The sequence below is a fragment of the Streptomyces sp. SID8352 genome, from assembly GCF_009862265.1.
GTDB lineage: Bacteria > Actinomycetota > Actinomycetes > Streptomycetales > Streptomycetaceae > Streptomyces.
In genome coordinates, this window is record NZ_WWGX01000068.1 from 1 (window position 1) to 21,623 (window position 21,623).

A 21,623-nucleotide genomic window follows, 5' to 3' on the forward strand; every position below is an offset into this window, starting at 1 on the left:
AGAAGGTCATCGCCGAGATCGCCGCCTCCCGCCTCACCGAACGCGGCGCCACCCGCGCCGACGACAAGCTCTCCGAGGCCGCGATGGAAGACCGCAAGCGCGAGGGGTACTTCTAGAGATGAGCACCACCACCGGNNCCCNGGCCGAGACCACCCTCCTGCGGTTCGCCACCGCCGGCTCCGTCGACGACGGCAAGTCCACCCTCGTCGGCCGCCTCCTGCACGACTCCAAGTCCGTCCTCACCGACCAGCTCGAAGCCGTCGAACGCGCCTCCGCCCACCGCGGCCAGGACACCCCCGACCTCGCCCTCCTCACCGACGGACTGCGCGCCGAACGCGAACAGGGCATCACCATCGACGTGGCCTACCGCTACTTCGCCACCCCCCGCCGCCGGTTCATCCTCGCCGACACCCCCGGCCACGTGCAGTACACCCGCAACATGGTCACCGGCGCCTCCACCGCCGAACTCACCGTCATCCTCGTCGACGCCCGCAACGGCGTCGTCGAACAGACCCGCCGCCACGCCGCCATCGCCGCCCTCCTCCGCGTCCCCCACGTCGTCCTCGCCGTCAACAAGATGGACCTCGTCGGATACCGGGAGCCGGTGTTCGCCGCCATCGCCGAGGAGTTCACGGCGTACGCGCAGGAGCTGGGCATCCCCGAGGTCACCACCATCCCCATCTCGGCGCTGGCCGGGGACAACGTGGTGGAGCCCTCGTCGACCATGGACTGGTACGGCGGCCCCACCGTCCTGGAGCACCTGGAGACCGTCCCGGTCAGCCACGACCTGGCGCACTGCCACGCCCGGCTGCCCGTGCAGTACGTGATCCGGCCGCAGACCGCCGACCACCCCGACTACCGGGGCTACGCGGGCCAGATCGCCGCCGGGACCTTCCGCGTCGGCGACGAGGTCACCGTGCTGCCCTCCGGCCGCACCTCGCGGCTGTCCGGCATCGACCTGCTCGGTGAGCCCGTCGACGCGGCCTGGACGCCGCAGTCCGTGACGCTGCTGCTCGACGACGACATCGACGTCTCCCGCGGCGACCTGATCGTGCCCAGCCAGGACGCCCCGCCCACCACCCAGGACGTCGAGGCCACCGTCTGCCACGTCGCGGACCAGCCCCTCACCGTCGGCCACCGGGTCCTCATCAAGCACGGCACCCGCACCGTCAAGGCGATCGTCAAGGACATCCCCGCCCGGCTGATGCTGGACACCCTGGCGCTGCGCCCGCACCCCGGGCAGCTCGCCGCCAACGACATCGGCCGCGTCAAGCTGCGCACGGCCGAGCCGCTGCCGGTCGACTCCTACGCCGACTCGCGGCGCACCGGGTCGTTCATCCTGATCGACCCCAGCGACGGCACCACCCTGACCGCCGGCATGGTCGGCGAGTCCTTCGCCGCCCCCGAGCCCGTCAAGGACCCGGCCGACGACGACGGGTGGGACTTCTGAGCATGTCCTCCCCTGACTTCTACTCCACGTTCGCCAAGGAGGGCGGCCGCGTCGGCAGCGGCGCGCTCGGCAGCGGGCAGGGCGGAGTGGCGCGATGTGCGCGCTGACGTACGCGCACCGCTCGCGCGCCCACTCCCCCCACCCGCACCGCCGAAGAGCCAGCCGACCTCCCGGCCACGACCTGACCACTCGGACCAACCGACAGGCGTGACCGCCGGGCCAACGAGAGGAAAGCCTCCCGTGCCTGCCACCACCGCCCTGCGCCGTACCCTGGCGGCCGCCGCCGCCCTGCCCCTGCTCGCCCTCGCCGCCTGCGGCTACGGTTCCGAGGCCGAGGGCGACGACACCGCCGAGGTCGCCGCCGGCGCCGATAAGATCGACGGACTCGACTCCCTCCGCATCGGCTACTTCGGCAACGTCACCCACGCCACGGCGCTGGTGGCCCACCAGAAGGGCTTCTTCCAGAAGGAGCTGGGCGCCACCCGGGCCAAGTACGCGGTCTTCAACGCCGGTCCGTCCGAGATCGAGGCCCTGAACTCGGGCTCCATCGACATCGGCTGGATCGGCCCCTCCCCGGCCATCAACGGCTTCGCCAAGTCCAAGGGCAAGAACCTGCGCATCATCGGCGGCTCCGCCTCCGGCGGGGTGAAGCTGGTGGTCAACCCCGAGAAGATCAAGACCCTCGACGACGTCAAGGGCAAGCGGATCGCGACCCCGCAGCTCGGCAACACCCAGGACGTGGCGTTCCTCAACTGGATAGCGGAGCAGGGCTGGAAGGTCGACGCGCAGAGCGGCCGGGGCGACGTGACCGTCGTCCGCAGCGACAACAAGGTCACCCCCGACGCCTACAAGTCCGGTTCCCTGGACGGCGCGTGGGTTCCCGAGCCGACCGCCTCCAAGCTCGTCGCCGAGGGCGGCAAGGTGCTGCTGGACGAGTCGACGCTGTGGCCGGACAAGAAGTTCGTGATCACGAACATCATCGTGTCGCAGAAGTTCCTCAAGGAGCACCCCAAGGCCGTCGAGGCCGTGCTGAAGGCGTCCGTCGACACCAACGAGTGGATCGGCGCCAATCCGGAGGAGGCCAAGGCGGCGGCCAACAAGCAGTTGGAGGCCGACACCGGCAAGGCCCTGCCCGCCGGGGTCCTGGACCCGGCGTGGGAGTCGATCACCCTGATCGACGACCCGCTGGCCGCCACCCTCGACGCCCAGGCGGAGCACGCCGTCAAGGCCGGTCTGCTGGAGAAGCCCGACCTGAACGGCATCTACGACCTGACGCTGCTCAACAAGGTCCTCAAGGCCAAGGGCGAGCCCGCGGTCGACGACGCCGGTCTCGGCGTCAAGTAGCCCGCAAACCGATCATCCTCAGGAGGTGACGACCATGGCCACGACCCTCGCCAGGGCCGCCGACGGCACCGCGACGGCCCCTCGTGCCGCCCGGATCGAGCACGTCTCGAAGTCGTTCGCGGGCCCGTCCGGACAGCAGTTGGTACTCGACGACATCAGCCTCGATGTCGCACCCGGCGAGTTCGTCACCCTCCTGGGGGCCTCCGGGTGCGGCAAGTCCACCCTGCTCAACCTGGTGGCCGGACTGGACCGGCCCAGCTCCGGCACCATCACCACCGACGGGCGGCCCGCACTGATGTTCCAGGAGCACGCCCTGTTCCCCTGGCTCACCGCGGGCAAGAACATCGAACTCGCCCTGCGGCTGCGGGGCGTGGCCAAGTCCGAGCGCCGCGACAAGGCCGAGGAACTCCTCGAACTGGTCCGGCTGAAGGGCGCCTACGGCAAGCGGGTGCACGAACTGTCCGGCGGCATGCGCCAGCGGGTCGCGATGGCGCGCGCGCTGGCGCAGGAGAGCCGCATCCTGCTGATGGACGAGCCGTTCGCGGCGCTGGACGCCATCACCCGGGACGTGCTGCACGACGAACTGACCCGCATCTGGCGCGAGACGCGGCTGTCGGTCCTGTTCGTCACGCACAACGTCCGTGAGGCGGTGCGGCTCGCGGAGCGCGTGGTGCTGCTCTCCTCCCGCCCCGGGCGGATCGCCCGGGAGTGGACCGTGGGCATCCCGCACCCCCGCCGCATCGAGGACAAGGACGTGGCCGAACTGTCCGTCGCGATCACCGAAGAACTGCGTGGGGAGATCCGCCGCCATGGCCAGCACTGACACGCCGACGCCCGCGAAGAGCGCGGAGGCCCGGGACGGCGGCGACCTGGCCGGGCTGGAGGCCGGCCTGGACGCGCTGGAGACGGTGCAGCAGGGACGCACGCCGTTCCGGCAGACCTTCGTCGAGAAGATCCTGCCGCCGACCGTCGCCGTGCTGCTGGTCCTCGCGATCTGGCAGGGGCTCGTCTCCTTCGGGATCGTCGACGACCCGACCAAGCTGCCCGCCCCGGCCGACGTCTGGCACGTCGTCCAGCAGGCTTGGCTGCGGGGCGAGTTGCTCGGCTACATCTGGACGAGTGTCTCGCGCGGCCTGCTCGGCTTCTGCCTCGCGCTGCTGATCGGGACCCCGCTGGGGCTCCTGGTTGCGCGGGTGAGGTTCGTGCGCGCCGCCATCGGCCCGATCCTGTCCGGGCTCCAGTCGCTGCCGTCGGTGGCCTGGGTGCCCCCGGCCGTGATCTGGCTTGGCCTGAACAACTCGATGATGTACGCCGTCATCCTGCTCGGCGCGGTCCCCTCCATCGCCAACGGGCTGGTGTCCGGCGTCGACCAGGTGCCGCCGCTGTTCCTGCGGGCCGGCCGGACCCTCGGGGCGACGGGCGTCAAGGGCACCTGGCACATCGTGCTGCCGGCCGCGCTTCCGGGCTACGTGGCCGGGCTGAAGCAGGGCTGGGCGTTCTCCTGGCGGTCCCTGATGGCCGCCGAGATCATCGCGTCCTTCCCCGACCTCGGAGTGGGCCTCGGCCAGCTCCTGGAGAACGGCCGCAACGCCAGCGACATGGCCATGGTGTTCGAGGCGATCCTGCTCATCCTGATCGTCGGCATCGCGATCGACCTGCTGATCTTCAGCCCGTTGGAGCGGTGGGTCCTGCGCAGCCGCGGTCTGCTGGTGAGGGGCTGAGACACCGTGCACCGCCCGCACTGCCCCGTGCTGCTGGTCATCGCCCACGGCAGCCGCGACCCGAGGCACGCCTCGACCGTCGACGCGCTGGTCCGCCGGGTCCGGGCGCAGCGCCCGGGCCTGCGGGTCGAGACGGGGTTCCTGGAGTTCAGCGTGCCCTCGGTGCGGGGCGTCCTGGAGTCCCTGGCGGCACAGGGCGTACAGGACGTGGTGGCGCTGCCGCTGCTGCTGACCCGCGCCTTCCACGCCAAGGCCGACATCCCGGCCGTCCTCGCCGAGGCACCGGCGCGGCTGCGCGTCCGGCAGGCGGAGGTGCTCGGCCCCTCCCCACTGCTGCTGTCCGCACTGGAACGGCGCCTGTACGAGGCGGGGTTGACGCCCGCCGACAAGTCCTCGACCGGGGTCGTACTGGCCTCGGCGGGGTCCTCCGACCCGGAGGCGATCGCAGTGATCGCTGAAATCGCGCGGGAGTGGCGGCTCACCGGTTGGTGCGCCGTGCGGCCTGCGTTCGCCTCCGCTTCCCTGCCCCGCACCGAGGACGCGGTGCGGGAGCTGCGGGCGCTGGGCTGCGCCCGTGTCGCGGTCGCGCCGTATGTGCTGGCGCCCGGCTTCCTGCCGGACCGCATCGCGCGCGGCGCGGCCGACGCGGACGTCCTCGCCGGGGTGCTCGGCCCCGCGCCGGAGGTGGCGCGGCTGCTGCTGGAGCGGTACGACGGGGCGCGGACGGCGGTACCGGTGGCGGTCGGCGCCTGACGCCGTCCGGCCGGAGTGCCGTGGGTGCCGGTGCCGTTCGGACGCGTCGGTGGGGCCGCGGCCCGGAGGCCGGAGGCTCGTAGTCCCGGAAGCCCGGAGGAGCCGCGTAGCCGTGGCGCCCGCAGCCCGGAGGCAACGGCCGATCGCCCGAGCGGCTCGCACGGCCGTGCAACCGTGCAACCGTGCAACCACGCGGACGCACGACGCCTGCGGCGCTCCCGGCCAGGGCCGACGTCCCGGGTCCTCCGCCCAACTGCCCCGGACGGCACCGCCCGTGGGCCGGTCAGGTTCGGGTCAGCTCGGCCAGTCCGACCACGGTGTTCCAGTTGCGGCTGGTGGCGACGAGTCCCTTGGTGACCCGGGGCCGCGACAGCGCCTCCGCCAGCTTGGAGCGGCCCAGGCCGTCCGGGGCGTAGAGGTACAGGGCGCGGTCGCCCAGCCGGAACTCCTCGGGCGCATGGGCGGCGCGGTCGACGCCCGCGAAGCGCTCCTCGTCGACGGGCCCGGAGAAGTACGTGACGTGCAACTGCCTCGGCTCCAGGTCCGTGGCCGGGAACGGGCAGGCGTCCACGATGCCCCGGAGGTAGGCGTGGTCGCGCACGATCACGTCCACCGCGAACCCGAAGCGCTCCGCCACCGCTCCGGCCAACTCGGCGGCCAGGGAGGCCTCATCGCCCCGCTCCGCGGCGAACACGACCTGCCCGCTCTGCAGATGGGTGCGCACGGCTCCGTGGCCCAGGCCCTCGACCAGTGCGCGCAGCTCCGCCATCGGGACCTTCTTCGCACCGCCCACGTTGATCCCGCGCAGGAGCGCCGCGTACATCGTCGTCATGCGGCAAGCCTAGGCCCCCGGCGGGGTCCGGCCCTTGAGGCGGGGCGTTCCGACGCGTCGTCCGGACGGCAGCGCCCATGACCCCGAGGCCGGCCGTCGCGCCCCGTGGGGGTGGGCGCGACGGCCGCGCGCGCCACTCTGGCGGAAGCCCGCCCGGCGTTCAACCGCTACACGCCCCTGTGACTTATGCAACAACCCTGTAGAACCCCTTGGCAAGCGCTCCCCGACCCTGAGACCCGCCCCCGAGGAGCCCCGATAGGTGTAGGGGGCCGGTGTCCTCCTCAGCGGTGACGCCGCCGCTCCGGCGGGAGGAGCCGGGGCGCCCGCAGTTCACCGGTCAGTACGAGGGGACGGCCCCGCCGGGCCCGTAGCGTCGTTGCGGAAGGTGGCGGCAGGGGGTCGCCACCGCGCACGAGGGGGCATGCCCGTCATGGGGAACGGAGATACACGGGTGCGGGGGCTGGCCGCCCGGGCCGGCGGCTGGAGTGCCCGGCACCGATGGGCTGCCGTCGGCATCTGGGTGCTGTTCGTCGCTCTGGCGATGGGGCTCGGTTCGGCCGCGGGCCGGGTCGATGTCAAGGAGAGCGAGCAGATGGGGGGCGAGACCCGCACCGCCGCCCGGATCATCGAGGACGCGGGCATCCGGGAGCCGGCCGGCGAGACCGTCCTCGTCCAGGCGCGGGACGGGAAGCTGACGGCGCGGGACCCGGAGTTCCGGGCGGCCGTCGACGCGGTGGTCGCGGCGGTGCGGGAGACCGGCCGGGCCACCGGGATCACCTCGCCGTACGACACCGGGACCATCTCCGAGGACGGGCACAGCGCCCTGGTCCAGTTCGACATGCGGGGTGCGGCGGACACCGCGGGCGACCGGGTCGAGCCGGTGCTGAGGGCGGTCGCCGGGGTCCAGGACGAGCACGGGAAGCTGCGCATCGGCGAGATCGGCGAGGCCAGCATGACCAAGACCTTCTCCGACGCCTTCGGCGACGACTTCAAGAAGGCCGAGTACTCCGCCGTGCCGGTGGCGCTGGGCATCCTGCTGATCGCGTTCGGCGCGCTGGTGGCGGCGCTGCTGCCGGTGGCGCTGGCGATCACCGCGATCATGGCGACGATGGGGCTGATGGGGCTGGTCAGTCATCTCCAGCCGATGAGCGACACCGCCAACTCCGTGATGCTGCTGGTCGGTCTGGCCGTCGGCGTCGACTACTGCCTGTTCTATCTGCGCCGCGAGCGCGAGGAGCGGGCCGCGGGACGGGACCCGGAGACCGCGCTGCGGATCGCCGCCGCGACCAGCGGCCGGGCCGTGGTGGTCTCCGGCGTGACGGTGTGCGTGGCGATGGCCGGGATGCTGTTCACCGGTATCGCGGAGTTCAAGGCGATGGGCCTGGCCTCGCTGATGGTCGTCGCGGTGGCGATGGTCGGCTCGGTGACGGTGCTCCCGGCGCTGCTGTCCCTGCTGGGCGAGCGGGTGGAGAAGGGCAGGGTGCCCTTCCTGAACCGGCGGCGTCCCACCGGCGGCACGCAGGGCAGCCGGTTCTGGACGGCCGTGCTCAAGCGGGTGCTGGCGCGGCCGGTGCTCTCCGCCGTGGCGGCGACCGGTGCCCTGCTGGCCGTGGCGGCGCCCGCGATCGGCATGAAGACCGAGAACCTCACGCTGGACCAGGAGTTCGGCGACTCACTGCCCATCGTGCAGACCTACAACCGGCTCAACGAGGCCTTCCCGGGCGGTTCCGACCCGGCCCGGGTGGTCGTCAGGGCCGACGACATCAACTCCCCCGAGGTGAAGGCGGCGCTGGCCGGCTTCCGTGAGCAGGCGGTCTCCTCGGGTGCCTCGCGCGGCCCGGTCGAGATCACGCTGCACGACGCGCAGAACGTCGCGGTGGTCTCCGTCCCGCTGGTGGGCGGCTCCGACCAGGACAGGGCGGGCGAGAGCCTGACGAAGCTGCGCGACGAGGTGCGGCCCCGGACGCTGGGCACGGTCGAGGGGCTCCAGGCGCCGATCACCGGTCAGGTGGCCGGGAACAAGGACTTCAACGACCGCATGGTCGGGTCGGTCGTGCCGGTCTTCGCCTTCGTGGTGGTCTTCGCCTTCGTGCTGATGCTGCTGTCCTTCCGCTCGCTGACGGTGGCGCTGACCTCGATCCTGCTGAACCTGCTGTCGGTGGGCGCCGCGTACGGGATCCTCGTCGCGGTCTTCCAGCACGGCTGGGGTGCCTCGCTGGTGGGCGCGGAGGGGGTCGGGGCGATCATCACCTGGCTGCCGCTGTTCCTGTTCGTGATCCTGTTCGGCCTGTCGATGGACTACCACGTGTTCGTGGTCTCCCGGATCCGGGAGGCGCGGATGCGCGGCCGGTCGACGCGGGACGCCATCCAGCACGGCGTGGTCACCACGGCCGGTGTCGTCACCAGCGCCGCCGTCATCATGGTCGCCGTGTTCGCGATCTTCGGAACGCTGTCGATGCAGTCGATGAAGCAGATGGGCGTGGGTCTCGCGGCGGCGGTCCTGATCGACGCGACGATCATCCGGGGAGTGCTGCTGCCGTCCGTGATGGCGCTGCTGGGCGAGCGCAACTGGTACTTCCCCCGGTGGATGCGCCGGCTGCCGGACCTGACGCACGACGAGTCCCCCGAGCCGGTGGCAGAGCCCGCGCGTCCGGCGGTGCGCGCCGGGGAGGGCGAGCGGATCGGGGTGTGAACCCCGGTGCGGTGAGCGGGGGTTGACCCGTCGGGCGCCTCATGGGGACGGGGCTCCGGGTTGACGGCCGGCTCCTCGGCGGGGCGCGGTGGGCGACCGCGCCCCGGAACCCTTGGGGACGGCGCACCGGCCGCCCGAGTGACCGGACGAGGCTGCCGGACCGGACGCTCGGGCGGCCGGGAGACCGGACGGCCGGTGGGCCGAGGTGACTCCTCGCCAACGCCACCCAGGCGGGCCTCACCCTGAGAGACGGAGGACGGCTGGGAGACCCGGAGACCGAGGAAGCCCGGGAAACCGGGGAAGCCCGGGAAACCGGGGAAGCCCGGAGACCTGACGACCGACCCGAGGAGACCGGGAGGCCGGGAGGGCCGCAAGGCCGCAAGGCCGGGAGACCCGGGCCCCGGTGGTCCAAGGCCGGGCGAGGGCCCGTCGGTTACGGGGGGACCGACGGGCCCTCGCTCACGCCCGCGCCGCGTCGAGTTCGGCCTCGATCAGGTCGGCCGCCATCGGGGTACCGTCCTCCCCGGCCATCCCGTCGCGGACCTCCGCCAGCCGCCGGGCCACCTCGGGGTCGTCCACCAGGGCGAGGGCGGCGGCGCGCAGCGCCTCGGCGGTGGCCTCCCCGGCGGGCAGGTGCCGGGCGACGCCGAGCGCCTGGAGCATGTCGGCGTTGCCGAACTGGTCCACCGCCTGGGGTACGGCGATCATCGGGGTGGCTGTCGCCAGCCCCTCCTGGCTGCCGCCCGCGCCCGCGTGGGTGACGAACAGGTCGGCCTGCCTGAGGACCGCCAACTGCGGTACCCAGGAGCGCACTTCGACGTTGGCCGGGAGATCGCCCAGGTCGTCGGCGGTCACGTGCCGGCCGACCTGGAGCACCACGTGCCAGCCGGGCAGACCGGCGAACGCCCGCACACAGGCGCGGTAGAAGGCGGGCTGCTTGGTGAAGGAGGAGCCCAGTGACACCAGGACCACCTTCTCCGCGCCCTCGGGACGCCGCCAGTCGCCCTCGGTGGCGCGGCCGCCCTGGCAGGCGCCGACGAAGGTGTACGTGGTCTCGTCCACCCGGTCGGCGTGCGGCTGGAGCGCCTTGGGGATCAGCACCAGGGAGCGGCGGGGCCGGCCCACGAAGGGGTCCGGGTGGGTCGTGATGCCGTTCTCCTCCAGCCAGGCGTGGAAGCGGGCGTAGTAGGCCCGGCCGCGCTCGGTGCGCAGCGGCTCCTCCCACATCGGCTCGCCGACCTCCTTCTCGTAGCCCTCCCAGGCGACGAGGTTCGGGGAGAGCGAGACGGCGGGCACGCCCCAGCGGTGGGCCAGGACCCGGGCGGGGTAGGAGGTGATGTCGTGCAGCACGAGGTCCGGCTCATCGCCCCGGTAGGCCTCGACGAGTTGCGGGAGCGCCTGGATCGCGTCCGCCAGGAACGGCTCGACGTTGTCCAGCAGGGTGCTCCCCCACGCCTCCGGGTCGGCGTCCGGGCCGGGCAGGGTGCTGTTCCACGGCCGGGGCTCGGCGCCGGTGCCGGCCACCTTCTCCGCGAAGTGCGGCGGGATCGCGTAGGTCACCCGGTGCCCCCGCGCGACCAGTTCGCGGATCACCTCCAGACTGGGGTTCACGTGGCCGTGGGCGGCGATGGAGAACATGGCGATGTGAGCGGGAGCGGTCATGCGCCCACGATATTCGAGACGAGACGTCTCGTTCAAATCAATTTCCCGCCCTTCCGAGGGGCCTCGCCCCGGCCACCGCGCACACGTCCCCACCAGTGCCAATGCGACACTGGCCCGCGGACCACGGGGACCCGGAGGGCCCACGGACCGGGGGCAGCGGGGGACCGCGGCCCCGGCCCCGGGGACCCACGGGGCCGGACACGGACACATGGACACGGAGGCGGGCGATGGACGAGGCACGGGCACGGGAGGTACTGGACGCGGCGGGGGTGCTGCCGGGCCCGGCGGTGCGGGGGGCGCGGCTGCTGGCCCTGGGCGAGAACGCCGTGTTCGCGGCCGGGGACCTGGCGGTCAAGGTGGGCCGGGACGCCGAACTCCTGCTCCGCGCCCGCCGGGAGCTGGCCGTCTCCGCCTGGCTGGCCGCGGAGGGCGTACCCGCGGTGCGGGCGGCCGAGCCGGAGGCGCTGCTGGTGGGCGGACATCCGGTGACCGTCTGGCACCGGCTGGCCGACCCGGTCCGCCCCACCGAACCCCGCGACGTGGCCGCGCTGCTGCGGCTGGTGCACGCCCTGCCCGCCCCCGGCTTCGCCCTGCCGCCGCGCGAACTGCTGGACGGGGTGGAGCGCTGGCTGCGGCTGGCGGGCGACACCGTCGACCCGGAGGACGCCGCCTATCTGCGCGCCCGCCGGGACGGCTTCGCCGCGGCCGCCGCCGCGCTCACCCCGCGTCTGGCGCCGGGCCCGATCCACGGCGACGCGCTGCCCCGCAACGTGCACATCGGCCCGGACGGCCCGGTCCTGGTCGACCTGGAGACCTTCTCCTCGGATCTGCGCGAGCACGACCTCGTCGTCATGGCGCTCAGCCGCGACCGCTACGGGCTGCCCGCCGAGGCGTACGACGCCTTCACCTCGACTTACGGCTGGGACGTGCGCGAGTGGGACGGCTGCGCGGTGCTGCGGGGCGCCCGGGAGACCGCCAGTTGCGCCTGGGTCGCCCAGCACGCGCCCGGCAACCCCAAGGCACTCACCGAGTTCCGCCGCCGGGTGGCCTCCCTGCGCGACGAGGACCCGGCGGTCCGCTGGTACCCCTTCTGACGGGCCGCCGCCCGGCCGGGGCGGCACCGGAGCGCCGACCGCTCAGACGTGCTCCCCGACCGGCTCGCGGAGCGGCCAGGCGCCGTCGATCACGGCCGTCGCGTCGCCCTTGCGGCGCAGGAAGCCCTGGAAGTCCGCCGCCCAGGCGGCGTGCCACTCGATCTGACGGCGGTGCAGCTCCGCCGGACCGAGGGCCGCCACCTTGGGGTGGCGGTCGGCTATCGCGCAGGCCAGCCGGGCCGCGGCCAGCGCGTCGGCCCCCGCCTCGTGCGCCCCGTCGAGCGGGACGCCGTACTCGGCGCAGACGGCTTCGAGCGTGCGCTTGCCGCGCCGGTAGCGGTCGACGGCCCGGTCGATGGTGTACGGGTCGACTACGGGGGCCGGGTCCTGCCCGCCCATGCGCTCGCGCAGCGACGGCAGCCCGTGCCGCCGCAGCTCGGCGGAGAGCAGGGTCAGGTCGAAGGCCGCGTTGTACGCGACGACCGGCACCCCCGCCGTCCAGTGGGAGACGAGGACCCGGGCGATGGCGTCCGCGACCCGGTCGGCCGGGCTGCCCTCGGCGGCGGCCCGCTCGGTGCTTATCCCGTGCACCGCGATGGCCTCGGCGGGGATCTCCACCCCGGGGTCGGCCAGCCACTCCCGGCGGCCCAGCGGCCGGCCGTCCCTCACCTCGATCACGGCACCCGTGACGATGCGCGCCTCGCGCGGATCGGTGCCCGTCGTCTCCAGGTCGAAGCCGATCAGAAGCTGCCGGTGCCAGCCCATGGGCGGTCCCCCTCCTCGGTGGTGCTCTCCCCCAGTGGTCTCCACCATCGCACGCGCCACTGACATCCGGTGGGCCGCCGTCCGTTCATCCGCGCGGCCCTCCGCACCCGGGCGCGCTCAGGAGACCGGGCGCGAATCCGCCCACATCAGCTCGAACTCCTCGCGATATGTCGGAAAGAGTCCTACTTCCTCCATCTGGCCGGACTTGACCACCTTGGTCCCGTCACGGCCGTTGCGCAGCACCAGCACCGGGGCCTCCATGCCGCGCGTCCGGCGCAGATAGGACTGCACCACGGCCATGCCGTCGGCACCGTCCCCGTCGACCAGGTAGGCGGTGAAGCGGGGCGTCTCGTCGAAGACCTGGATCCCGAACGCCCCCGGGTCCCGCAGCCGGGCCCGCACCCGGCGCATGTGCAGGATGTTCATCTCCACCGCCCGACTCAACTCGCCCCGCTTGATGCCCAGTTCCCGTTCCCGGCGCTTGATGGCGCTGGAGGCCGGGTTGAGGAACAGCAGCCGCACCCGCCCCCCGGCCTCGGCCAGCCGGATCAGCCGGCGGCCGGAGAAGTTCTGCACCAGCAGGTTGAGCCCGATGCCCAGGGCGTCGAGGCGGCGGGCGCCGCCGAACAGGTCCTCGGCCGGGAACTGGCGCAGCAGCCGGACCCGGTCGGAGTGCACGGCGACCACGTCGGCGTAACGGTCGCCGACGAGGTCCTCCACCGCGTCCACCGGCAGCCGCCGGGCCGAGGGCACGTCGCCACCCGCGCCGAGCACCTCCAGCAGCCGCGCCGAGGCCCGCTCCGCCTGGTTCAGCACCGCCTCCGACAGGGCCCGGTTGCGGGAGACCACGTTGCGGGTCACCTCCAGCTCGTCGAGGGCCAGCTCGACGTCCCGGCGCTCGTCGAGGTAGGGCTCGAAGCAGGGCCAGTGCTGGACCATCAGCTCGCGGAGCTGCGGCAGGGTGAGGAAGCTCAGCACGTTGTCGTCGGCCGGGTCGAGCAGATAGCCCTTGCGGCGGCTGACCTCGCGGACGGCCACCGCCCGCTGCACCCACTCCTGCCCGGCGGGACCGGCCGCCGCGATCACCCACTCGTCGCCGTGGACCGGCTCGTAGACGGGCCGCAGCACGGCGGCGACGACCGCGCGCAGCCGCTGCTCGACGAGGTTCAGCCAGATGTAGGCGCGACCGGCCCGCTGGGCGCGGGTGCGCACCTCGTGCCAGTCCCGCGCGTCCCAGTCCAGCTCCGGTCCGATGGCGCCCACGTCCATCGGCCGTGCCAGGGACACCGCACCGGGCGGGACGTCCGGGGAGGTCCCCTCCTGTCCGTCGTCACCAGGGGGCAGCTCCAGCCCTCCCGAGCCCACCCGCGCACCGCCTTCCGCTCCCCGAGCACTCCCGGGGCTTCCCCGTCCCAACGATCAAGGAAGGGTACTCCGGGAGGGGTGCGCGGTGCAGCCCGATGGATCGCCAGGTTTTGCCAACCTCCTTGATCCACTGTGCCGTTCCCGGGCCGTCGGGGAGGTGCCGAGTGAGCGGATTCATAGCGGCGGCCCGCCGCGCCCGGTCCGCGCGCCCCGGCGCCCCGCCCGGCGCACGGGTGGCGGGGGCGGCCGAAGGCGGGTAGGGGACACTGCGGCGCCGGGCGGCCCCCGGGCCGGGCGGGCACGGAACCGGGTCGTCCGCACCGGTGCCGTCCACCTGCGAGAGTCGGCCCCATGCTGCTCTGGCCCGGACAGTCGTATCCGCTGGGCGCCGCGTACGACGGCGCCGGCACCAACTTCGCGGTCTTCACCGGGGCCGCCGACCGGGTGGACCTGTGCCTGCTGCACGACGACGGCTCGGAGACCGCCGTCGAGCTGCGGGAGAACGACGCGTTCGTGCGGCACGCCTACGTGCCGGGCGTGATGCCGGGGCAGCGCTACGGCTTCCGCGCGCACGGCCCGTACGCCCCCGAGCGCGGGGCGCGCTGCAACTCCGCGAAGCTGCTCCTGGACCCGTACGCCCGTGCGGTCAGCGGCTCGGTGCGGTGGGGCGAGGAGGTCTACGGCCACCGCGCCGACGCACCCGAACGGCGCAACGACCTGGACTCGGCGGCGCACACGATGTCCTCGGTCGTCGTCAACCCGTACTTCGACTGGGGCGACGACCGGAGCCCCCGAACGGAGTACCACCGCACCGTGATCTACGAGGCCCATGTGAAGGGCCTGACGATGCGGCACCCGGCGGTCCCGGAGGAACTGCGCGGCACCTACGCGGCGCTGGCGCACCCGGCGGTGCTCGGACACCTGACCGATCTGGGGGTGACGGCGCTGGAGCTGATGCCGGTGCACCAGTTCGTCCACGACCACCGGCTGGCCGACCTGGGGCTGCGCAACTACTGGGGCTACAACACCATCGGCTTCTTCGCCCCGCACAACGGCTACGCCTCCTGGGGCGACCGGGGCCAGCAGGTGCTGGAGTTCAAGTCGGCGGTGAAGGCGCTGCACGCGGCCGGCATCGAGGTGATCCTCGACGTGGTCTACAACCACACGGCCGAGGGAAACCACCTGGGCCCGACCCTGTCCTTCAAGGGCCTGGACAACGCCTCGTACTACCGGCTGGCCGACGACCGCCGGTACTACACGGACACCACCGGCACCGGGAACTCGCTGCTGATGCGGTCCCCGCACGTGCTTCAGATGATCATGGACTCGCTCCGCTACTGGGTGACCGAGATGCACGTCGACGGCTTCCGCTTCGACCTGGCGGCGACCCTGGCCCGGCAGTTCCACGAGGTGGACCGGCTGTCGGCCTTCTTCGACCTGGTGCAGCAGGACCCGGTGGTCTCGCGGGTGAAACTGATCGCGGAGCCCTGGGACCTGGGCGAGGGCGGCTACCAGGTGGGCAACTTCCCGCCGCTGTGGACCGAGTGGAACGGGAAGTACCGGGACACCGTGCGGGACCTGTGGCGCGGCGAGCCGCGCACCCTCGCGGAGTTCGCCTCACGGCTGACCGGCTCCTCCGACCTCTACCAGGGCGACGGGCGGCGCCCGCTGGCCTCGGTCAACTTCGTCACCTGCCACGACGGCTTCACCCTGCGCGACCTCGTCTCGTACCACCACAAGCGCAACGGCGCGAACGGCGAGGACGACCGGGACGGCGAGGACCACAACCGGTCCTGGAACTGCGGCGCCGAGGGCGAGACCGACGACCCCGCCGTGCGGGAGCTGCGGGAGCGGCAGATGCGGAACCTCGTCGCCACGCTCCTGCTCTCCCAGGGCGTGCCGATGCTCGCCCACGGCGACGAGTTCGCCCGCACCCAGCACGGCAACAACAACGCGTACTGCCAGGACAACGAGACGGCGTGGGTGGCCTGGCCGGACGCCGGGGACGGGGAGGGGTCAGGGGCGGGCGGCGCGGAGCCGGGCGGGGGCGAGCCCGGCGCGGACGCGGAGCCCAGTGCGGACGCGGAGCCCGGCGCGGGGCTGCTGGAGTTCACCCGGGCGATGGTGCGGCTGCGCGCGGACCACCCGGTCTTCCGGCGGCGGCGGTTCTTCCGGGGGCGGCCCCCGCGGACGGCCCGCGACCGGCCCTCGGACATCGCCTGGTTCACCCCCCGGGGTACGGAGATGACCCGCCGGGACTGGCACGCGGCGCGTGCCGCGGCGCTGACGGTCTTCCTCAACGGCGACGCGATCTCCGAACCGGGCCCGCGCGGGGAGCGCGTCACCGACGACTCGTTCCTGCTGCTGTTCAACGCCTCGCCGAAGCCCGTGGACTTCGTGGTGCCGACGGGCCACGGGCGGCACTGGCGGGTGGTCGTCGACACCGCCCTCCCCGGCGGCCTCCCCCGGGACGGGGGCGCCGAGGCGACGGAGGGCACGGTGCTGCGGCTGGCCGACCGGAGCGTGGCGGTGCTGCGGCGGCCGGTGTGAGGGAGGCGGCGGCCGGTGTGAGGGAGGCGGCGGCCGGGGCAATTGGGCGCGCGGGCCTCGGGCGGGGGCCTCGGGCGCGGGTCGCTGGACGCGGGCCGTTCGCGGCGGGCGGCGCGGGCGGGGGCGAGCCGTACCCGGCGGCCGGGCGGTGGCACAGGCGCCCCCGCGCGCGGGCGGCCTGTAGCCGCCCCCGGCGTGCGGACGGCACGCTCGCCCCGGCGCGCGGAACGGGTCCGGCGGCGCTCCGGCGTGCGCGCGGCGCGGGCCCCCTGAAGGCGGCGCCCGCCACCCGGCGCGCGCCCGTTTCACCCGTTCGGGGGGTGGATCGTCCGTGCGGCGCACCGGTGGCACGGGCGGGGCCGACCGGGAGGGTACGCAGGTTCCATGACCCCTGAGCGTCCCGGCCCGCCGCCGCCCCCGGCCGTCCCCTCGGCCACCTACCGGCTCCAGCTCCAGCCCGCGTTCCCCTTCGCCGCCGCCGCGGCGGCCGTGCCGTACCTGGCCGCGCTCGGCGTCTCCCATCTGCATCTGTCCCCGGTGCTGGAGGCCGTCCCGGGCTCACCGCACGGCTACGACGTGGTGGACCACTCCCGCATCCGCGCCGAACTCGGCGGCGAGGAGGGGCTGCGGGCCCTGTCCCGCACCGCGCGGGAGCACGGCCTGGGCCTGGTGGTGGACATCGTCCCCAACCACATGGCGATGGCCCCCCGGTACAACCGGGCCCTGTGGGAGGTGCTGCGGGACGGTCCGGGCTCGCCGTACGCGCGGTGGTTCGACATCGACTGGGAGGCGGGCGGCGGCCAGGTGCTGCTGCCGGTGCTCGGCACCCCCGTCGGCGAGGCGCTGGACGACCTGAGGGCCGACGGCGGCGTCCTGCGCTACCACGACCAAGCCCTGCCGCTCCGCGAGGGCACCGAGGGGCTGCCGCTGCCGCAGCTCCTGGACGCCCAGTGGTACCGCCCCGTGTGGTGGCGGCTGGCCCGCACCGAGCTGAACTACCGGCGCTTCTTCAGCGTCTCGGAGCTGATCGGGGTGCGGGTGGAGGACCCGGAGGTCTTCGAGGCCACCCACGCCGCCGTCCTTCGCCTGCTGCGCGAGGGCGTGATCGGCGGACTGCGCGTCGACCATCCGGACGGGCTGGCCGACCCCGGCGCCTATCTGCGGCGGCTGCACGAGGCGGGCGGCGGCCGGTGGACGGTGGTGGAGAAGATCCTCGCGGACGGGGAGGAACTGCCCTCCTCCTGGCCCGTGGCGGGCACCACCGGCTACGACACCCTGCGGCACCTCGACGGCCTCTTCACCGACCCCGACGGCCACCGCGTCCTCCTCACCGGCTACCGGGGCTTCGCCGCCCCGGCCCCGGACCGGGGCGGGGACTGGGCGGCGACGGCCCGCGCGGCGGCGTACGAGGTGCTCGCGGACGAACTCGCGGCGGAGCTGGACCGGCTGACCCGGGTGGCGCACCGCCTCTGCGTCGCGGCGCCGGACCCTGCGCTGCGCGACCGGGCGCCGTGGGCGCTGCGGACCGCGCTGCGGGAACTGCTGGTCCGGCTGGAGGTCTACCGACCGTACACCCCGCGCGACGCGGCGGACGTCGTCACCGAGAAGGCGGCGGCCGGGGCCCGGGAGGCCTTCGCCGTGCCCGAGGAGGCCGACGCGGTGGACGCCGTCCGCTCGCTGGTGGTCGGCACCGCCGGGGACGGGCCGGAGCACGCCGACTTCCGGGCGCGGTTCGCGCAGACCGCGTCGGCGTTGCGCGCCAAGTCCGTGGAGGACAGGGCGTTCTACCGGCACGCGGCGCTGCTCTCCGCGACCGAGGTGGGCGGCGCACCGGGCTCGCCCGCGCTGTCCCCGGAGCGGTTCCACGCCCACGCCGCGCGGCTGGCCCGGGACCGGCCGGCGACCGGCACCGTCGTCTCCACCCACGACACCAAGCGCAGCGCCGATGTGCGCGCCGCCCTGTCGGTGCTCACCCAGTGCCCCCGGCGGTGGACGGACCTCGTGGCGGAGCTGGACGGCGGCGCGCCCGGGGCGCCGGACCGGCAGGTGGCCTGGGCGGCCTGGCAGACGGTGTTCGGGCTCGGGCCGGCCGACGGGGAGCGGGTGCGCCGGGCGCTGCTGAAGCACGTCCGGGAGGCCGGGCTGCGCACCGGGTGGACCGAGCGTCGGCCGTCGTACGAGGAGGCCGTGGACCGCTTCGTGGCGGCGGGGCCGTGCGGGCCGCCCGGGGCGCGGGTGGCCGCGCTGCGGGAGGAGTTGGGGCCGCACATCCGGGCCAATGTGCTGGGCACGGCACTGGTCCACCTGACGATGCCGGGCGTGCCGGACCTGTACCAGGGCACGGAGGGCGAGTACCGGGCGCTGGTCGACCCGGACAACCGCGGCCCGGCGCACTTCCCGCCCGTACCGTCCGACCCCGGGACCCCGGGCACCCGGGCCACCGCCGGGGACGGGGCCAAGGAGGCCGTGACGCGGGCGGCCCTGGCCCTGCGCGCCCGGCGCCCCGGTGCCTTCGGGCCCGGGGGCGGGTACACGCCGCTGGCGGCGCGGGGCCCGGCGGCGGAGCACTGCGTGGCGTTCGGCCGGTCGTCGGAGGCGGTGACGGCGGTGACCCGGCTCTCGCTGCGGCTGGCGGAGACGGGCGGCTGGCGGGACACGGAACTGCCGCTGCCGCCGGGCCGGTGGTGCGACGTGCTGTCCCCCGGACGGGAGTTCACCGGCTCCGTACCCCTGGCGGAGCTGTTCGCGGATCTTCCGGTGGCCCTGCTGGAGCGCAACGGGGCTTTCGAGTAGGGGAGTTCATGTCGGACACCTCAAGGGTCGTGCCGGAGGCCCGGGTTGGCCGAGAACGCGGGTCCCGGGTGACGCGGGCGCGGCGGCCGGGGGCCAGGCCGTGCGCAGCAGGCGGGTGAAGACCTCCGCGGCACCGGTCGGCGCCAGGCGCGAGAAGGCGGCCAGGGGGCGCCGCCACGGCGGGTCGGGGGCGAGCACCACGCAGTCCTCCCCGACCGCGCCCCGCACCAGGTACGAGGGGGCCGTGCACACCCCCACCCCGGCGGCGGCCATCCGCACCGCCGTCGAGGTGTGCCCGGTGAACGCGGCCGTGCGCGGCCGGAAGCCGGCCCGGCCGCAGGCCCGGTCGAGGAAGCGCTCGCCCCCGACGACGGGCTCCATCGCGCAGCGCACCCAGGGCCGGTCCGCGAGTTCGCGCAGCGTCACCGTCGTACGGCCCGCGAACCGGTCGTCGAAGGGGACCACCAGGACCATCTCCTCGTCGCCGAGGGGGACGACGGTGCCGGGCCAGTCCCGGGGCGCCGGGCCGATCGCGAGGTCGGCGGTGCCCCGCTCCACCCGCTCCTCCAACTCCTCGGTCGTGGCGTACTCGTGGAGGTGCAGCACGACCCCGGGGTGGGCGGCGTGCCAGCGGGCGAACACGTCGGGCAGGATGCCGACGGCCACCGCGTGCACGGCCGCGACGTGCAGTTCCCCGCCCTCGGCGCCGGCCGCCGCGCGGGCGGCGCGGTGGGCCTGCGCGGCGCTGCGGACGGCGAGTTCGGCGTGCGGGCGGAAGGCGCGGCCCATCGGCGTCAGCCGCACGCCGCGCGGCAGGCGCTCCAGCAGGTCGCCGCCGACCGTGCGTTCCAACGCCTTGATCTGATGGGACAGCGCGGACTGGGTGACGTGCAGGGACTCGGCCGCGCGGGTGAACGACGCCTCCTCGACGACCGTCAGGAAGTACTCCATCTGCCGCAGGCTCATCCCCGTTCCCCGCCTTCCCCGTGCACGCGGCCGTCGCGGCGGGCCGGGAGCGCGCGCCATGAACATCCCTCATCGGGACCACAAGAACATTGTCTTGGACTCATGACAAGGAAGGGGCGGAGGCTGGGGCCATGAACACACATGACGTGATCGTCATCGGCGGCGGAACCGGCGGCTACAGCACCGCGCTGCGGGCCGCCGCGCTGGGTCTGGACGTGGTCCTGGTCGAGCGGGACAAGGTCGGCGGAACCTGTCTGCACCGGGGCTGCATCCCCAGCAAGGCGATGCTGCACGCGGCGGAACTCGTCGACGGCATCGCGGAGGCCCGCGAGCGCTGGGGCGTGAAGGCCGGCCTGGAGGGCGTGGACTGGGCGGCCCTCGTCGCCACCCGGGACGGCATCGTGGACCGCAACCACAAGGGCGTCGAGGCGCATCTCGCCCACGCCGGGGTGCGGGTGGTGCGGGGCAGCGCGCGGCTGACGGGCACGCGCTCGGTCGCGGTCGAGGGCGTCGCGGGCGCCGACGGCGTCCCCGGGACCGGTGCGCCGGTCCCCCTCGTGGCGCGCCGGGGCATCGTGCTGGCCACCGGTTCGCGCCCACGCGTCCTGCCGGGCCTGGAGCCGGACGGGCGGCGCGTGGTCACCAGTGACGACGCGCTGTTCGCGCCGGGACTGCCCGCGTCGGTCCTGGTGCTGGGCGGGGGCGCCATCGGGGTGGAGTACGCCTCCTTCCACCGCTCCATGGGCGCGGAGGTCACCCTGCTGGAGGCCGCCGACCGGATCGTGCCGCTGGAGGACGCGGACGTGAGCCGGCATCTGACGCGGGGCCTGAAGAAGCGCGGTGTCGACGTGCGCGCGGGTGCCCGGATGGTGGACGCCGAGGTGCTCGCCGACGGCGTGCGCGCCCGGGTGCGCACCGCCCGGGGCGAGACCGTCACCGTCGAGGCGGAGCGGCTGCTGGTGGCGGTGGGCCGGGTGCCGGTCACCGACGGGCTGGGGCTGGAGGCGGCGGGGCTGGCCACCGACGAGCGGGGCTTCGTGGCGCCGGCCGACTGGGCCCGGCTGGAGACCGCGCTGCCCGGCGTGCACGTGGTGGGCGACCTGCTGCCCCCGCCGTCGCTGGGTCTGGCCCACGCCTCCTTCGCGGAGGGCCTGCTGGTGGCGGAGACGCTGGCGGGCGTCCCCTCGCCGCCCGTGGACTACGCGGCGGTCCCGCGCGTGACGTACTCGGCGCCGCAGACGGCGGCGGTGGGGCTGAGTGAGGAGGAGGCGCGCGCCCGGGGCCACGAGCCCGAGGTGAACACCATGCCGCTGACGGCGGTCGCCAAGGGGATGGTGCACGGGCAGGGCGGTGTGGTGAAGGTCGTCACGGAGGCGGGCGGCGGCCGGGTGCTGGGCGTGCACCTGGTGGGCCCGCACGTGTCGGAGATGATCGCCGAGAGCCAGCTCATCGTCGGCTGGGACGCCGAGCCCGGTGACGTGGCCCGGCACATCCATCCGCACCCCACGCTGTCCGAGGCGGTCGGCGAGGTGTTCCTGACCCTGGCGGGGCGCGGACTCCACCAGCAGTGACCCGACCGGTCACCGGGCCCGTGGCTCCGTAGGTCCCGTGGGTCCCGTAGGGCCCTCGGGCCCCG

At 74.3% G+C, this 21,623-nt stretch carries 15 protein-coding genes and 1 pseudogene; 11 read left to right on the forward strand and 5 right to left on the reverse strand.

Translation table 11 applies throughout. The annotated features are described in order from the left end of the window. The 6 genes and pseudogenes from GTY84_RS20755 to GTY84_RS20785 form a co-directional block, all read left to right on the forward strand. Positions 1 to 116: pseudogene (locus tag GTY84_RS20755) on the forward strand (sulfate adenylyltransferase small subunit); the annotation flags it as partial. A gap of 2 nt (positions 117 to 118) precedes the next feature. Further along, complete coding sequence (locus GTY84_RS20760) at positions 119 to 1,450, forward strand: GTP-binding protein (RefSeq protein ID WP_161227817.1); 1,332 nt, start codon at positions 119 to 121, stop codon at positions 1,448 to 1,450. Positions 1,451 to 1,690: 240 nt separating this feature from the next. After that, positions 1,691 to 2,794: an aliphatic sulfonate ABC transporter substrate-binding protein gene (locus tag GTY84_RS20770; protein ID WP_161227818.1), complete on the forward strand. Its 1,104-nt coding sequence runs from the start codon at positions 1,691 to 1,693 to the stop codon at positions 2,792 to 2,794. A gap of 34 nt (positions 2,795 to 2,828) precedes the next feature. Beyond that, positions 2,829 to 3,617 (forward strand): ABC transporter ATP-binding protein, encoded by a 789-nt coding sequence (locus tag GTY84_RS20775; protein ID WP_161227819.1) that lies wholly within the window; start codon positions 2,829 to 2,831, stop codon positions 3,615 to 3,617. After that, positions 3,604 to 4,515, forward strand: a complete 912-nt coding sequence (locus tag GTY84_RS20780; RefSeq protein ID WP_161227820.1) for an ABC transporter permease — start codon at positions 3,604 to 3,606, stop codon at positions 4,513 to 4,515. The genes GTY84_RS20775 and GTY84_RS20780 overlap by 14 nt, the downstream gene beginning before the upstream one ends. A 6-nt stretch (positions 4,516 to 4,521) precedes the next feature. Further along, positions 4,522 to 5,268, forward strand: a complete 747-nt coding sequence (locus tag GTY84_RS20785; protein ID WP_161227821.1) for a sirohydrochlorin chelatase — start codon at positions 4,522 to 4,524, stop codon at positions 5,266 to 5,268. Between the two features lie 283 nt (positions 5,269 to 5,551). On the opposite strand, the gene GTY84_RS20790 is transcribed toward GTY84_RS20785, so the two are convergent. Continuing rightward, complete coding sequence (locus GTY84_RS20790) at positions 5,552 to 6,100, reverse strand: DUF1697 domain-containing protein (protein WP_161227822.1); 549 nt, start codon at positions 6,098 to 6,100, stop codon at positions 5,552 to 5,554. Positions 6,101 to 6,530: 430 nt separating this feature from the next. On the opposite strand from GTY84_RS20790, the gene GTY84_RS20795 reads away from it, so the two are divergent. Then, positions 6,531 to 8,792: an MMPL family transporter gene (locus GTY84_RS20795; protein WP_161227823.1), complete on the forward strand. Its 2,262-nt coding sequence runs from the start codon at positions 6,531 to 6,533 to the stop codon at positions 8,790 to 8,792. A gap of 459 nt (positions 8,793 to 9,251) precedes the next feature. On the opposite strand, the gene mgt is transcribed toward GTY84_RS20795, so the two are convergent. Further along, positions 9,252 to 10,454 carry a macrolide-inactivating glycosyltransferase gene (mgt, locus tag GTY84_RS20800; RefSeq protein WP_161227824.1) on the reverse strand — a complete coding sequence of 401 codons (1,203 nt, stop codon included), beginning with the start codon at positions 10,452 to 10,454 and terminating at the stop codon, positions 9,252 to 9,254. Positions 10,455 to 10,681: 227 nt separating this feature from the next. On the opposite strand from mgt, the gene GTY84_RS20805 reads away from it, so the two are divergent. Then, positions 10,682 to 11,548 (forward strand): aminoglycoside phosphotransferase family protein, encoded by an 867-nt coding sequence (locus tag GTY84_RS20805; RefSeq protein WP_161227825.1) that lies wholly within the window; start codon positions 10,682 to 10,684, stop codon positions 11,546 to 11,548. 42 nt (positions 11,549 to 11,590) lie between these two features. On the opposite strand, the gene GTY84_RS20810 is transcribed toward GTY84_RS20805, so the two are convergent. Together GTY84_RS20810 and GTY84_RS20815 are read right to left on the reverse strand one after the other, a co-directional pair. Beyond that, positions 11,591 to 12,313, reverse strand: a complete 723-nt coding sequence (locus tag GTY84_RS20810) for a 3'-5' exonuclease (RefSeq protein ID WP_161227826.1) — start codon at positions 12,311 to 12,313, stop codon at positions 11,591 to 11,593. Positions 12,314 to 12,430: 117 nt separating this feature from the next. Beyond that, positions 12,431 to 13,678 carry an SAV2148 family HEPN domain-containing protein gene (locus GTY84_RS20815; RefSeq protein WP_161227827.1) on the reverse strand — a complete coding sequence of 416 codons (1,248 nt, stop codon included), beginning with the start codon at positions 13,676 to 13,678 and terminating at the stop codon, positions 12,431 to 12,433. Between the two features lie 351 nt (positions 13,679 to 14,029). On the opposite strand from GTY84_RS20815, the gene glgX reads away from it, so the two are divergent. Together glgX and treY are read left to right on the forward strand one after the other, a co-directional pair. Beyond that, entirely contained in the window at positions 14,030 to 16,228 is a 2,199-nt protein-coding gene (glgX, locus tag GTY84_RS20820; RefSeq protein WP_161227828.1) for a glycogen debranching protein GlgX, read from the forward strand. A gap of 384 nt (positions 16,229 to 16,612) precedes the next feature. Next, positions 16,613 to 19,021 carry a malto-oligosyltrehalose synthase gene (treY, locus tag GTY84_RS20825; RefSeq protein ID WP_161227829.1) on the forward strand — a complete coding sequence of 803 codons (2,409 nt, stop codon included), beginning with the start codon at positions 16,613 to 16,615 and terminating at the stop codon, positions 19,019 to 19,021. 6 nt (positions 19,022 to 19,027) lie between these two features. Here the strand turns inward: treY and GTY84_RS20830 are convergent, their stop codons facing one another. Then, positions 19,028 to 19,987, reverse strand: a complete 960-nt coding sequence (locus GTY84_RS20830) for a LysR family transcriptional regulator (RefSeq protein ID WP_161227830.1) — start codon at positions 19,985 to 19,987, stop codon at positions 19,028 to 19,030. 131 nt (positions 19,988 to 20,118) lie between these two features. Between GTY84_RS20830 and lpdA the strand changes: the two genes are divergently transcribed. Then, positions 20,119 to 21,558: a dihydrolipoyl dehydrogenase gene (gene lpdA, locus GTY84_RS20835; protein ID WP_161227831.1), complete on the forward strand. Its 1,440-nt coding sequence runs from the start codon at positions 20,119 to 20,121 to the stop codon at positions 21,556 to 21,558. Positions 21,559 to 21,623: the final 65 nt, after the last annotated feature.